The following is a 13447-nucleotide window of genomic DNA, read 5'->3' on the forward strand; positions in this document are numbered from 1 at the left end:
GACAGGGGGGATTGACAGTTCATGATCCGCTCCGTTTCGTCCGGCACAGTCATAGCTGAAAACCTAAGAGGGGGAGTGGAGCCGAAGACGCAGGGTTTCGGGAGGAAGTTTGAGCTGGAGCGCGCTCTGGTCCCAACCCGATTTTTTCCAACGAACCTCTTTGAGGCGTAAGACCGCCTTGTGGGCGTCACCGGCCTCCAGGGTGATCTTGCGCGCGAACGCGCTCTTTGTGCTAGGAAAATCGGAAAAGGTCAACGTCCACGGCTGAGGGGTCGTTCCGGTAACGGCCAGTACCCGTCCATTGGGTGCTATCTCAAGTGTCTGAATCGAAGCGCCGGACGGTGAGGTGAAGTGAAAAGTGCCCTGGGGTGTTCGAGTGGCGGAACGGTAGGAGTTGGGGACGATCTCAGTGAGGCGGCCGGTCATGACTCTGGACAATTCCTGAAGATCAAACGGTGTTGCCAGGCCAAGGGCTTGTGCGCCCCGGCGGCCGTTTTCATGGGTATAGGCTTTTTCCTGGCCGGGATAATAGGCAATCCACCCTGTCTCGCTTTCGCGCCACAGGGAAAAGGTTGTCCCGATACCGGCCTGGAGATCCATGCGCACCGGGCGGCTATAATTGCCCCACATGGTGAAAACAATGCGATGGTTCCCCTGGTTCCCGGCATAATTCAAACTCGCCTTGAGCCAGAACCCTTCAGGGGAGGTGGTGGCGTTGGCGTCGGTTTGAAAGCGTTGCCAGACCTCTTTTGCGCTCAGTTGTGGCTGGGAGGGAGGGGCCTGAGGGAGACAGGCCTGGAGCAGGAGCAGGCAAAGCCCCAACAGACCACAGACCCATTTTGGGGTTTGACTGCCGGAGTTCATAATGGAGCGGGCTCGGGAAGCGTTTGGAGTTTTTTGTCAATTGATGTCTGATCTTCGGCGCCCAATTCAATGGCCTTGCGATAGCCCCGGCGGGCCTCTTTTGTTTTTTGGAGTTTGGCTGCAATGTCTCCGTAATGTTCCCAGATTGTCGGGTCCTCCGTGCTGAGCTGTACCGCCTCCTGGATGATATCCCAGGCCTTGGCGTAATTTCCCTTCTGGTAATACACCCAGGCCAGGGAATCGAGGATGTAGCCGTTTTCCGGGCGCAGTTCTACGGCATTTTTGATCAATACAAGAGCGCGGTCGAGTTCCCGGCCCTGTTCGGCCAGGCTATAGCCAACAAAATTGAGGGCATCGGCGTGTTCTGGATCCAGAGAAATAATTTGCTCCATGGAGGCCATGGCCGTATCGCTTTGGTCCAGCGCCTCGGCCAAGAGGCCTTTTTGGTACAAAAGGTCGGTGTCCTCAGGCCACTTTTCCAGGGCGTCGTTGATGACCTCCAGAGCCTTTTGCGGCTTGTCCTGACGCCGCAGGGCGTTGCTGTGCAAGAGCCAGAAGTCGGGGATATCGGGAAAGGTCGCCTTGCCTTTCCGGGCGACCTGCACGGCCTGTTCCGGTTGGTCCCGTTCAAGGTGCATTTGGCCGAGGAAGTGGAGGCTTTGATTATAAAATGGGGCTGATGCGGGAATCTGACGCAGGGCTTCGATGGCCCGGGCCGGATTGCGCTCTTTTTGGTACCAGTACAAGGCCTCATAGAGGTAAGTTTTCGGGGAAAAATCGGCGCTTTCGCGAATGGTGTCCAGCATTGCCCGGGCTGGTGTGTAGAACCCGTTTTGTAAAAAGACGTCCACACAGCGTAAGCGGAAGGATTCGGTACCCGGCCCGCTCTCGGCCAAGGTCTGGGCTTTGTCGGGGTTATTGAGTTCGAGATGGAGTTCAATCAGGCGGATCAGGACCTCCTGATTGTCGGGCTGCAATTCAGACAGCCGGGTGTAGGCTGTGATGGCGGCGGGGTAGTCTTTTTGCCGTTCACGGATGTACCCGAGTTCGGCCCAGGCCTTGGCCATTTGAGGGGCCTTGTCCACTGCGCTTTGCAGGTTGTCGGACGCTTTTTGCAAAAGTCCCAGCCCAGCCTGGGCCTGGCCGAGGAAGAAGAGGTGTTCGGGCTCACGTTCAGGCTCGGGGATTGTTTGCAATGTGTCTACCGCATCGGCAAACGCCTGGATGCGGACCTGGATCTCTCCCAGTTTAGCCCGGGCCGTCCAGTTGTCGGGGTGGTCTTGAATATAAGAGCGGAGGGTGGCTGCGGCCGCTTTGGGGCGTTGCCCGGCCATATAGATCTGGGCCAGGTTGGCCACAAAGGCAAACTGATCCGGAAAGCGTTCGGTAGCCTCTTTGAGAATGGTTTTGGCCTTTTGCCGTTCCTCATTGCGCCAGTAGGTTTCGGCCAACTCCAGGTACAGGGTCGGTTGGGGATCCTCTTCCAAGGCCCGGGAAAGGGCTTGGGCGGCTGCAGGCGCATTTCCCTCGGCCAGCAGCGCCTGAGCTTTCAGGAAAAGAAAATCCGTTCTCGCGGCTGGTGAAAGTTGCCATTGCGCAGGGGGCGTGAGATCCGGCGCTGAGCGAGGGGTACACCCCACACAGACCAGAGCCAGAAAAGCGAGAACAAAGCGAAGCATTCGCGGCATGGGATTGCATTCCTGCGGGTTGACGGTAAAGCGGGAGCAGTGATGAACCAATCGCCCGTGTTTGAGGCGGTATGCTTAGGGGACAGCTGTTTGTTGTCCAATGCGCTCATCTGGACGGGACCGCCGGAGAAGAAGGCGTCGCCGCGTCACCAGGGTACAGCAACATCGCTCGAAGTGCCAAGCCGTAAGGGTGGGCGATCCATTCGAATCTTGCCGGTGCGCCTTTGCTTCTGGTTGCAGGCCGGCATCAAAACTTCTTCACCGGCCCTGTGTGCCGGGCGCGGAGCGGTCTATCCCGGCGCTCAGAAAACGATCTCGGAAGTCAACGTCAGTCCGGCACAGTCTTTTTCTTCGCACAGGACCTTCAGCCGCCGAAAGACATGGCGGCCCAGTTCAAGCCCGATATCAATGAATTCCGGTCCATAGGCCTGGCCGGTCTGGGTTCGGAATGTATCCTTGATCGCCGAGACCATATCAATGGCCGTGGGGAACCGCTCGACTATTTTTTCAAGTGGCCACTCCTGGTAATCGCAGATTTCCCAGAGGGTGGTTACGAAATTGTCCGGACCCCAGCGGAATTTGTCGGCATCGTAAAGGGCGCCGCTGAGAAAGGCAAAAGCCGGATCGTTCACCCGCTCCACCGGTTTGAAGGCCTCATGGTTGCGAACGGCAAAGGCGATGATGGCTTTGTCTACATCGGTCAATGGGTAGTCTTGGAGGATGAATCCCGACATTTCAGCGCCTTGTGCGGCATGATCCGGTTCCATGCGGCAAATGTCGTGGATCAGCCCCGCGAGTTCAGCGCACAGGGCCATATTCCGGCACGACTCTACGCCCCATCTGTCACATTCGGCCATGACCAGAGCTCCCGCCTCGATGGCCACCTTCTTGGAGTGCTCGATCCCGTGTCCGAAGCCGTCGTTGAGAAAAGGCAGGACATCTTCGCGGCACCGCCGGATAAGGGGGTGGTCGAAGAACATATTCCGGGCGTAGGTCATGGCCGCCGTATGCTCGATGTAAAACGTCGGCTCGCGGCGGCAGGCCCAGGAATTGACCTCAGCTTTGAGCTGGCGCAGTAAATTATTCATGCTCGATCCAGTCTTCGGAAAAGTCTTGGATTTCTGAGGAGAGATGGGTTTTGAGTTTTTGCAGGAGTCTGGACTCGATTTGTCTGACGCGTTCGCGGGTGATTCCGTATTTTTCCCCGATTTCCCGCAGGGTAACCGGGCTGTCAGTCAGCAATCGGTGTTCCAGGATTTCCTTTTCCTTGTCGTTGAGTTTCGGCAGAATCGTCTGCAGATGCTGACGCAGGGCAGAGCCCATTTCCTGCTGGGCCAGCGACTCCTCGATGCCTGCCCCCAAGGCTGGAAGGAAATCCATGCGCGAACTCGAGGAGTCTTCGCCCAGGGGGGCGTCCAGGGAAAGATCATGTCCGCCGAGGCGCTGGGTCATTTCCACGACACTTTCTTCACTGACATCCAGATTCTCTGAGAGAGTACTGGCGTCGGGGTCGAAACCCTGGGCCTGCAACCGCTGTTTTTCTCGGCTCAAATTGTAGAACAGTTTGCGCTGGGCCTGGGTGGTTCCCAATTTGACCATACGCCAGTTGTCCATAATGAACTTCAGGATATAGGCCCGGATCCAGAACGAGGCGTAGTAGGAAAATTTAATACCCCGCTCGGGGTCGAATTTTTGGACCGCCTTCATCAGCCCCACATTGCCCTCCTGGACCAGATCAAGGACATTTTTCATCCACCGCCGTTGGAACTCCATGGCGATCTTGACCACCAAACGCAGGTGGGAACTGATCAGGCGGAAGGCTGCAGACTGATCGTTTTCATCACGGACCCGCCGGGCCAATTCCACTTCCTCGTCCGGCTCCAGCAACGGAAAGCGATTGACCTCGCGCAAGTAAAGTTTGAGCGGATCCTGAATGGCGACATCGTTGCTCGACGGCTGGATGAGCGACGGCAGGTGTTCTGTCACCGCGGCAGGTGCCGGAAGGGATTCGGCCGACGCCTCTTCAGCGGTGGAATCATCAAGGGTCTCACCGGCTTCGGGCTCATCGAGTTCGATATCGTGATCGTGCTCGTGTTCCATAGAATTGATGTCTTTATTTTCAGTATGTTTCATGTCTATGAACTTTTTAGCCTATAGATTTTATTTGTCCTTTTCAACGATTTTCAGTAGACCCATCTCCGCCCCGCCGGGGTCCAGAGCCTCCGGTTTTTCCGTGATCAACGGCAGGGTGCGCTAGAGAGGCGAAGGCCTTTTCCGCATTCTATACGGGGATGATTTTTTTTCCAAGACATAGAGAGCACATTGAGCAGGGAGTCGAGACGTGTCCGCTTTTCGCAAGGCTTTACAGGGGAACAAGGTACTGATTTTTGATGGGGCCATGGGCACCTTGTTGCAAAGCCGGGGCCTTGTTCCAGGGCAATCTCCTGAGCAGTTCGGGCGCTCAAACCCCGAAGCGGTGGCTGCGGCACACAGGGATTACCTGGAAGCCGGAGCTGATGTGATCACCACCAATACGTTCGGGGGAACGGCCTACAAACTTGGAACGGATATCGATGTCCGGGCGTTCAATGCCCAGATGGCTGCTGTGGCCCGCAAAGAGGCGGGGGACAAGCATTTTGTCGCCGGCAGCGTTGGGCCCACCGGACATATGGTCCGCCCGCTGGGAAACGTGGGGTTCACAGATCTGGTCCAAGCGTTTCGGACTCAGATTCGTGGTCTGGTGGAAGGCGGCGTGGATTGTATTCTGGCGGAAACCCATTTCGATCTTGCCGAAGCCAAGGCTGTCGTCGTGGCGGCCCGGCAGGAGTGCGATCTGCCTGTTGGCGTGTCCATGACCTTTGAAGGCGGCTGCAGTCTGACCGGGACGCCGCCGCATTGTTTTGTGGACACCATGCAGAATCTTGACGTGGACCTCTTGGCTACCAATTGCAGCGCAGGCCCGGAGCAGCTTGTTGAAGTGGTTAGAGACATGCTGCCACGCCTCCAGACCCCTCTGCTGGTCGAGCCCAATGCCGGATTGCCGGAGTTGATCGACGGCGAGACAGTGTTCAATCTCGGCCCTGAGGCCTTTGCCCAACAGATGCGGCAATTTGTCGAACTTGGTGTTGGGTGTGTCGGCGGCTGTTGCGGTACCAGCCCCGATCATATCCGGGCCCTGGGGCGGGAATGCCCGGAGAAAAGTGCTGCCGCGAATTCTGTTTTTTCGCCTTGTCCCCCGGTGGTGGTGACCTCCCGCTTCGGCTCGGTGACTTTGGGGCCCAAAAGCCCGCTGGCACTGATCGGAGAACGGATCAATCCCACCGGCAAGAAAGACCTGACGGCCGAATTGCAAGCCGGAGAACTCCAGCGAGCCTGCGCTTTGGCCGCTGAACAGGTCCAGGCCGGGGCCACTGTCCTGGACATCAATGTCGGGGCCCCATTGGTTGAAGAGAGTCAACTTATTCCAGAGCTCGTCCTGGAACTCTCCCGGCGTCAGCAAGTCCCTTTGTGTCTTGATTCTGCGGACCCAGACGCCATTGAATTGGGGTTGCAGGCTGCACCGGGCAGCCCTCTGGTCAATTCCATCAGTGGCGAGGAAGGGAAAATGGAGCGATTGGCGCCTCTTTGTGTCCGATACGGAGCTCCATTTATTCTTCTCCCTCTGGAAGGGGGCGCCCTGCCGGTCAGCGCAGAAAGTCGGCTGTCCATTATCCAGCGTTTGATCGACAAGGCATTGGCGCTCGGGGTACCAAAGCGTCTCATCGTCGTCGACGCTCTAGCATTGACCGTTTCCTCAAAACCCGAAGCCGCCCGGGCCTGCCTGGAAACCATCCGGGCCTGCCAGGAGCGGTGGGCCGTGCCTTCCGTGCTTGGATTATCCAATATTTCTTTTGGGCTGCCAGCTCGAGAACTTCTGAACAGCACGTTTCTGACCATGGCTACGGGAGCCGGGTTGTCCGGCTGTATCGCCAACCCCGGATCCGTTCGGCTTCAGGAAGCCCTGGCCGCTTCAGAAGTGCTTCTGGGACGTGATCCTCAGGCCCAGCATTTCATCCAGGGGTATGCCGAATGGACGCCCGGGACTGGGGCGGTGCCAGCCAGGGCCACCGCCTCGGGAGGGGGAGAGGAGGAGCGTACGGTGTTGCAGCGCGCGGTGATCAAGGGCGAAACCGAGGTGGTCACCCGGGAAGTCCAAGAAGCGCTGCGCCAGGGAAGCCAGCCCTTTGAACTGGTGAATAACGAGCTTATCCCGGGGATCATGGCCGTTGGTGAGAAATATGAGAAAAAAGAATATTTTCTCCCGCAGCTTCTGCTTTCGGCTGAAGCGATGCAGGCCGGCTTCGAACTTTTGCGTCCGCTCTTGGAAGCCGCCAAGGACCAGGAGAAACCGAAAAAGATCATCCTGGCCACAGTTGAAGGCGATATTCATGATATCGGAAAGAATATCGTGGCCTTGTTGTTGCGCAATCACGGATTCGAGGTCGTTGATTTGGGCAAAGACGTTCCCGCGGAAACCATCGTTCAGGCAGCGGAGGAGCATGAGGCAGAACTCATCGGTCTTTCAGCATTGATGACCACGACGATGGTCAAAATGGAGCAGACGCTCGAACTGGTTCGCAAGCGGGGGCTCTCAACCCAGGTTCTGGTTGGCGGGGCGGTCGTCACTCCCGAATACGCCAGAGTCATCGGAGCTCACGGGTACGCCGCGGATGCTGTCGGAGCGGTAAAAAAAGCCAAGGAACTGGTGGCGGAGTAATCTGGAGTGTTCAATATGCGCAGTTTGCTGGTATGGGCAGCGGTAACAGCGGCCCTTGTGTTCGGACCGCTGACGGCGGGGGCGACCCAAAGCGCTTCCCTGCCGAGGTACTCGGTTGATACCGTATTGCAGACCATCAGCGAGGCCCGGGGACAAGTGGTCGTCCTGAATTTTTGGGCCACGTGGTGCGCCGGATGCCGTGAAGAGATCCCGGAACTCGTGGCGCTTCGAGAAAAGTATGCGGACCACGAGGTCCTGATCGTGGGCCTGTCCTTGGATACTGATCCCGGCACTGTCCGGGCTTTTCTGGAGCGGTTTCCCGTCAATTACCGTATGGCCCACGCGGCCGGGGATATCCAGATGCTCTACGATTTGACAACGATCCCAAAAACGATTGTCTACGGCCCAAAAGGGCAAAAACAGCTCGACCACACTGGTTTTATGTCCACAGGCGATTTGACTCAAACCATCGACCCACTGCTCACTCATGAACACAACAACTAACTCTTTGTACCTGCGGAAGGCCATCATCCAGGATGTTCCGGCGATCCACGGTCTGTTGATGCAGGCCGCCAAACAGGAATTGCTTCTGCCCCGGTCCTATAACGAATTGTATAGCCATTTGCGGGATTTTTATGTCGTGGCGCGACGGGACGGGGAAAGTCCGGTCGGGTGTTGTGCGCTGACCATCACCTGGCAAGACTTGGCCGAGATACGTTCCCTTGTCGTTGACGACTCGCTCCGGGGACAGGGATGGGGGCGCCGGCTTGTGGAAACCTGCCTTAGTGAAGCGGTGACCCTGGGAGTGTACCGCGTATTCACTCTGACCTACGTGCCGCGGTTTTTTGAAGGGCTGGGGTTTGAATACGTGAGCAGGGATATTTTCCCGCAAAAGGTCTGGGCCGACTGTTTACGGTGCCCGAAATTTCCGGATTGTGACGAAATCGCGATGCTCATGCAGATGTGAGTTTGCTGGGCGCAACGGCCGCCCTTTTCGATGATCCGTAGAGAGGGCCCTGTGGCGGCAAGGGTATTTGTGACCCGGTGCGGCAATTGTGCCCCTGGCCTGGAAAAAGAGCGTGGGCGGACTCCGAGCGACAAGCGAAATGGCGTCCGACAAGGTGATATTTCCCGGCACTGGTTCCTCTGGCGCTGAAGGCCCCTTCCAGGCCGTGTGCCCAATCGCCGCCCCGGCCCTTTGGCGGCAAGGGTATTTGTGACCCGGTGCGGCAATGGCGTCCTCGGCCTGGAAAAAGAGCGTGGGCGGATTTCCAGAATCGGGGCCAGCCAATTACAGCTAGACGTGGTGCGAAATGGTATTGGAGAGCAAACGAGAATTGCGAGGAGACGCGTTTCATGGACACGCCAATGCACGTTGTCTATAGTCGTGAGGATATAACCAAGCGCATTCAGCGCCTCGGGGAGGAAATCACCGAGGCATACCAAGATGTCCGCGAGCCGATTGTGGCCGTCTGTGTGTTAAAGGGTGCTTTTGTTTTTTTTGCCGATCTGGTCCGGGAATTGGATCTCGATGTGGAGATCGATTTTGTCCGTCTGGCGAGTTATGGGCAGCAGACACAACGCCATTTCAAGGTCCAATTCACCAAGGATTTGGAGACACCGGTCACAGATCGCCATGTGCTCCTGGTCGAGGATATCGTCGATACCGGCCACTCTATCGAGTACCTGAGTCAGGTGATGTGGGCGCGAAAGCCCAAATCGGTTCGGATATGCGCTCTGGTGGACAAAAAGGAGCGGCGTGAAGTGGATGTCCATGTGGATTATCCGGGCTTCGACCTGGAAAAGGGCTTCATTGTAGGGTATGGCCTTGATTATGCAGAACGCTACCGCCACCTCGACTCCATTTGTACATTTGTCAATCCTCCTGAAGAAGCGTAACACCGAGACGGGAAAACAATTCTGAGAACGGTGTCCGGTCCTGTGGGGGCGCTAGGAGCCCGTATCCTTGAGCGCCGGTGCTTGCCCCCGGAACAGACGAGACACCTTGGCGATTGGAGAAGGCAGCCGGCTTTGGCCGCTGCCGCAACCGGGCACCACGGCAACAGGGAGTGCGGCCGATGATCATCACCTGTCCCAATTGCGAGGCACAATTCCAGCTTGCTGCTGACCGGCTCTCGGAGAAGACGGTCCGGGTGCGCTGTACCTGGTGCGGCCATGTCTTTGTCCCCGAACAGGAGTCGCAACCGGCTCCCACCGAGATGGCCTCTAATTCCTTTGGTCCGGAATCCGAGGAAGAGGAATCGGGTGTTGCTGACACGTCCTCCGCGCCACGGCGCCCCTCCCGGTGGCGTCTGGCCATGCTTTTGCTCCTGTTGATCCTCGTTCTGGCCGGGGCGGGGTGGTATTATTGGGGCGGCCTTCAAGGGGTGCCCTTTTTGCCCGGGGACCAGAATCCGCAACAGACCGCGGTCACGCCTCCGACGGATGCGGAATTGTCAAAGATTGAACTCCGTGATGTCCGTCAATATTTTGTCGACAACGAAAAACTTGGCGACCTGTTTGTCATCGAGGGCAAAGCGGTCAACACATTTGCCGAACCCAAGGGCTTGATCAAAATCGAAGCCCAACTCTTCGATGCCAACTCCACAGTGGTCGCGGAAAAGACCCTGCTTTGCGGCAACACGGTCTCTTTATTCCAATTGCAGGTGCTCTCGCGGGATAAATTGGAATCGGCCCTGTCGGCCAAAGTCGGGGTTCTGACCAAAAACACCAGTGTGCCCCCCCAGGAATCCGTGCCGTTCATGGCTGTCTTTTTCTCCCCTCCCTCTTCAGTAGAGGAATTCGGGCTGCGGGTCGTGCAGGCCAAGACCCCGCCCAACGATTCCTAGCAGGTCGCTGCAAATCTCCCTGTGGGGAAAAGCGGCACGATGTTCACCATTTCTGTTCAGAAAAATACCCAGCAATCTTGCGCTTTTTTGTCCTCGACTCACAGGATTTTTGCCAAGGCTGCAATGCGCGATGCATTCAAAACACACCCGCCAGTCTTGTCTCTCCTGAGCGCAAGGGGGGTAATGCGTTCAAGCCCGTCCTGTCCTGGGTTGATTCGATCCGATCATGATTCACAGCGAGGCCTGCTTTGTGAGGGGCTTTTCGTCCAGGACCGCGGTGCCGGGGAGTGACGATGCACCCGTGATAATGGAAGAGGAGTTCTGCGTGGCCAAAGAAAAACGTGTATTTGCTTGCCGGGATTGTGGCGCCACCGCCACACAATGGCAGGGTCAATGCCGGACCTGCGGGGCCTGGAACACCATGCAGGAAGTCCGGGCCGCCCCGGGCAAACCCGGCCCAGCCGCGACCCCGGGAACGAGCGGGGCGCAGGTCGCTGTGTTGCAGGACTTGCCCGAGGGTGACGGCGAGCGGTTGCCATCAGGCACACCGGGGCTCGATACGCTGCTTGGCGGCGGACTGGTTCCTTCTTCAGCCGTATTGGTGGGGGGAGAGCCCGGAATCGGCAAATCGACTCTTTTGCTCCAACTCGTGGGCGGACTGGCGGCCCAGGGGCGCACGGCGGTCTATGTCTCTGGAGAGGAGTCCCTGGCCCAGTTGCGGCAGCGCGGCCAGCGGCTCGGTGTGCTTACGGAAAATGTGCTGGCCTTGAGCACGACGAATGCCGAAGAACTGCTCGAAATCCTTGAGGACGACCCGCCGGCCCTGGTGGTTCTGGATTCGGTGCAGACCATGAGCCTCAGGGAGACCGAGGCTGCCCCCGGCACGATCAGCCAGGTTCGGGCGGTGGCCACTGCGGTCATTGAACGTATCAAGCAGCTTCCGACCATTGTGATCGTGGTCAGTCATGTGACGAAAGAGGGGCAAATCGCCGGTCCAAAGCTCCTGGAACATATGGTGGACACGGTTTTGTATCTGGAAGGGGACAAGCAGCACCTCTATCGGCTGCTACGGGTGGTCAAGAACCGCTACGGTCCGGCTGACGATGTGCTGGTCATGCGCATGCTGGGCTCCGGGCTTGATCCCGTCGACGATCCCTCGACATTCTTTCTCGAAGCGCGCGATCCTCAACTTTCCGGCACAGCCGTGGTTATGGCCGTGGACGGGCAGCGGCCCTTTGCCGTCGAAGTTCAGGCCCTGGTCAGCCGGTCGTATTTGAGCATGCCCCGGCGGACCGCCCTGGGTTTTGATGCGAACCGGATGCATCTGCTTTTGGCGGTTTTGGAGAAAAAGCTGCGCGTCAATCTAGGCCAGTCAGATATTTACGCCAAGATCGGTGGCGGGCTGCGCTTGCAGGAACCAGGGCTTGATCTGGGAATTGTGGCTGCGGTGTTGTCCTCCTTCTACGACCGTCCCTTGCCGGCCGGAGCGATGTTTTGGGGAGAGGTTGACCTCAATGGCCAGGTACGGCCGGTGATGGCTCAGGACAAGCGTTGGAACCAGGCCCGCAGGCTTGGGTACCGACCCATCTTTTGTCCCCATCAGGATTCAGGGATTTCAAGTATCGTCGCTTTACGCGATCGTCTTTTCGAGCACGGCCGCCAGAGCGGATAAAACAGTCCGCCAACTGGCCCCCGGATCAGTTTTGCACTACGCACAGGAGGACAGAGTCAAATGGTGAAAGCGTCGATGTGTTTCAGGTACGTGTTCAGTGTGCTGGCCCTGGTCTTTTTGACCTCAGGGTGCGCCGCCGTGGCCATCGGAACCGCGGGGGGTGCCGGTACCTACGTCTATTTGAAAGGCCAATTGGTGCGGGAATACAATGCGGGAATGGATCAATCCTTTGAGGCGGTCCTGGCGACCTGTCGCGCCTTGGATCTCCAGGTTCAAAACAGGGCCCGCAATCTTTCGGAAGCGAAAGTTTCGGCCATTGACGGCGATCGGACGGTGTGGTTCACGCTGGAAAGCCAATCGACGCGGCGCACAGAATTGCGGGTTCGCGTCGGGCTCTTGGGGGATAAAGTCGCCTCGCAGCGCATTCACGAAGAGTTTGTCAGCCAATTGCGTTAACGTCTCCGGCATCATCTTTTCTTCGTTTTTTAAGCAACAAAAAAAGCGCCTTGTGGCGCTTTTTTTGTTGCAAAACGAAATCAAGTCTCGACCGAGACGCGCGAGAAAAGGCAGAAGACAATGCTATTGCGTCGTCTCGTCATCGCTTTGCCCCATAAGCTGCCCCAGGGCCGAGTTTTTGAAAATGACCTTCGTGGCGACTTCATCAGCAGCTTCGCCAAGTTCCATGATTTTTTCCAGAAAATCGAGAATTTCATATCGCCGATCTTCGGCGCTGCATTCAAAGTCGTCAGCCAACTGGCCGGAACGGATGTATTCAAGCAATTGGTCGACGTAGCTCTCATCTAGTATCATTGCGCACCTCCTTGGTAAACGAGGCCTGCTTTGCCACACTTTCGACCGCAGGTCCAGCACAATGCACCCAGTTTCACAACCGGTTGTTTGCTGGAGCCGGTTGAGCCCTCCCCCAGGAAAGCCGGGATCCTGGCCCCGTCTATGGGCTAGAACCGATTATAGAAAGGGAGTCCCGTTCTGGAAACATTCCCCACGCCTCAAACCGGGCCGCTTGGCCTGCAACGCTTGCGAACGCGCTGAACACGTGGCTATGCCCATTTTTCTTCCTGAGCCCGATTTGCGGCTGGAAACGGCTTACTGCCGACGTGGCGCGCAGCAATACGTCGAGGGAGGGTCGTGTACAGGACACAACTGGGTGTCGCGGACCAGGTCAGCCAGGGTGAAGGAGTCCAACTTGGCGTACATGGCCTCCAGGGCCTCTTGCCAAAGTGAGCGGGTCAGGCAGACCCCACATCGGGGGCATCCGGGGCGTAATTTTTGGCAATCGAGGAGCAGAGGGGAGTCTTCCAGGTAGCGAACGATCTCGCCCAAGGGCATGGCTGAGGCTTGGCGGGTCAACTGGTAGCCTCCCCTGGCGCCGAGGGTGCTGCTGAGCCAACCGCCTTGGCGGAGTTGGCGAATGATTTTTTCTGTGTATTTGAGGGACATGCTGTGCCGCGACGCGATCTCGGAAATGGAGACCGGGCCACTTTCGGCGTGGATGGCGATATCGCGCAGGAGATGGAGACCGTAGCGGCTGCGGGTGGAAAATTTCATAGCTCAGTCGTGGGGTTGCGCGGCGGATACAGAGTCTAGCGTCCAAATGCCG

At 57.6% G+C, this 13447-nt stretch carries 13 protein-coding genes; 7 read left to right on the forward strand and 6 right to left on the reverse strand.

What is annotated here, in order from left to right; translation table 11 throughout:
- Nucleotides 1–63: 63 nt before the first annotated feature.
- The 4 genes from DRET_RS04315 to DRET_RS04330 form a co-directional block, all read right to left on the reverse strand.
- Nucleotides 64–864 carry a hypothetical protein gene (locus DRET_RS04315; protein WP_015751304.1) on the reverse strand — a complete coding sequence of 267 codons (801 nt, stop codon included), beginning with the start codon at nt 862–864 and terminating at the stop codon, nt 64–66.
- Nucleotides 861–2552 (reverse strand): tetratricopeptide repeat protein, encoded by a 1692-nt coding sequence (locus DRET_RS04320; protein ID WP_015751305.1) that lies wholly within the window; start codon nt 2550–2552, stop codon nt 861–863. Before DRET_RS04320 ends, DRET_RS04315 begins: the two co-directional genes overlap by 4 nt.
- Before the next feature lie 302 nt (nt 2553–2854).
- Nucleotides 2855–3640 carry an HD domain-containing protein gene (locus DRET_RS04325; RefSeq protein ID WP_015751306.1) on the reverse strand — a complete coding sequence of 262 codons (786 nt, stop codon included), beginning with the start codon at nt 3638–3640 and terminating at the stop codon, nt 2855–2857.
- Nucleotides 3633–4685, reverse strand: coding sequence for a sigma-70 family RNA polymerase sigma factor (locus DRET_RS04330; RefSeq protein WP_015751307.1), 1053 nt, complete (start codon nt 4683–4685; stop codon nt 3633–3635). The genes DRET_RS04325 and DRET_RS04330 overlap by 8 nt, the downstream gene beginning before the upstream one ends.
- 208 nt (nt 4686–4893) lie before the next feature.
- On the opposite strand from DRET_RS04330, the gene DRET_RS04335 reads away from it, so the two are divergent.
- The 7 genes from DRET_RS04335 (at nt 4894) to DRET_RS04365 (ending at nt 12285) form a co-directional block, all read left to right on the forward strand.
- Entirely contained in the window at nt 4894–7308 is a 2415-nt protein-coding gene (locus DRET_RS04335; RefSeq protein ID WP_015751308.1) for a homocysteine S-methyltransferase family protein, read from the forward strand.
- A 15-nt stretch (nt 7309–7323) separates the two neighbouring features.
- A complete protein-coding gene (locus DRET_RS04340) occupies nt 7324–7812 on the forward strand; it encodes a TlpA family protein disulfide reductase (protein WP_015751309.1) in 489 nt (162 codons plus the stop codon).
- Nucleotides 7796–8275 (forward strand): N-acetyltransferase, encoded by a 480-nt coding sequence (locus DRET_RS04345; RefSeq protein ID WP_015751310.1) that lies wholly within the window; start codon nt 7796–7798, stop codon nt 8273–8275. Before DRET_RS04340 ends, DRET_RS04345 begins: the two co-directional genes overlap by 17 nt.
- Nucleotides 8276–8664: 389 nt before the next feature.
- The gene (gene hpt, locus DRET_RS04350) at nt 8665–9207 is read left to right on the forward strand and encodes a hypoxanthine phosphoribosyltransferase (RefSeq protein ID WP_015751311.1); all 543 of its coding nucleotides are present in this window, start codon (nt 8665–8667) and stop codon (nt 9205–9207) included.
- Between the two features lie 179 nt (nt 9208–9386).
- Nucleotides 9387–10157, forward strand: a complete 771-nt coding sequence (locus tag DRET_RS04355) for a DUF3426 domain-containing protein (RefSeq protein WP_015751312.1) — start codon at nt 9387–9389, stop codon at nt 10155–10157.
- A 325-nt stretch (nt 10158–10482) separates the two neighbouring features.
- Nucleotides 10483–11829, forward strand: coding sequence for a DNA repair protein RadA (radA, locus tag DRET_RS04360; RefSeq protein ID WP_015751313.1), 1347 nt, complete (start codon nt 10483–10485; stop codon nt 11827–11829).
- 60 nt (nt 11830–11889) lie between these two features.
- Nucleotides 11890–12285: a DUF3568 family protein gene (locus DRET_RS04365; RefSeq protein WP_015751314.1), complete on the forward strand. Its 396-nt coding sequence runs from the start codon at nt 11890–11892 to the stop codon at nt 12283–12285.
- Nucleotides 12286–12408: 123 nt separating this feature from the next.
- Here DRET_RS04365 and DRET_RS04370 read toward each other — a convergent pair whose 3' ends face one another.
- Complete coding sequence (locus tag DRET_RS04370) at nt 12409–12639, reverse strand: hypothetical protein (RefSeq protein ID WP_015751315.1); 231 nt, start codon at nt 12637–12639, stop codon at nt 12409–12411.
- A gap of 294 nt (nt 12640–12933) precedes the next feature.
- Entirely contained in the window at nt 12934–13395 is a 462-nt protein-coding gene (locus DRET_RS04375) for an RrF2 family transcriptional regulator (protein ID WP_015751316.1), read from the reverse strand.
- Nucleotides 13396–13447: the final 52 nt, after the last annotated feature.

Origin of the sequence: Desulfohalobium retbaense DSM 5692 (assembly GCF_000024325.1) — a bacterium.
Lineage (GTDB): Bacteria > Desulfobacterota > Desulfovibrionia > Desulfovibrionales > Desulfohalobiaceae > Desulfohalobium > Desulfohalobium retbaense.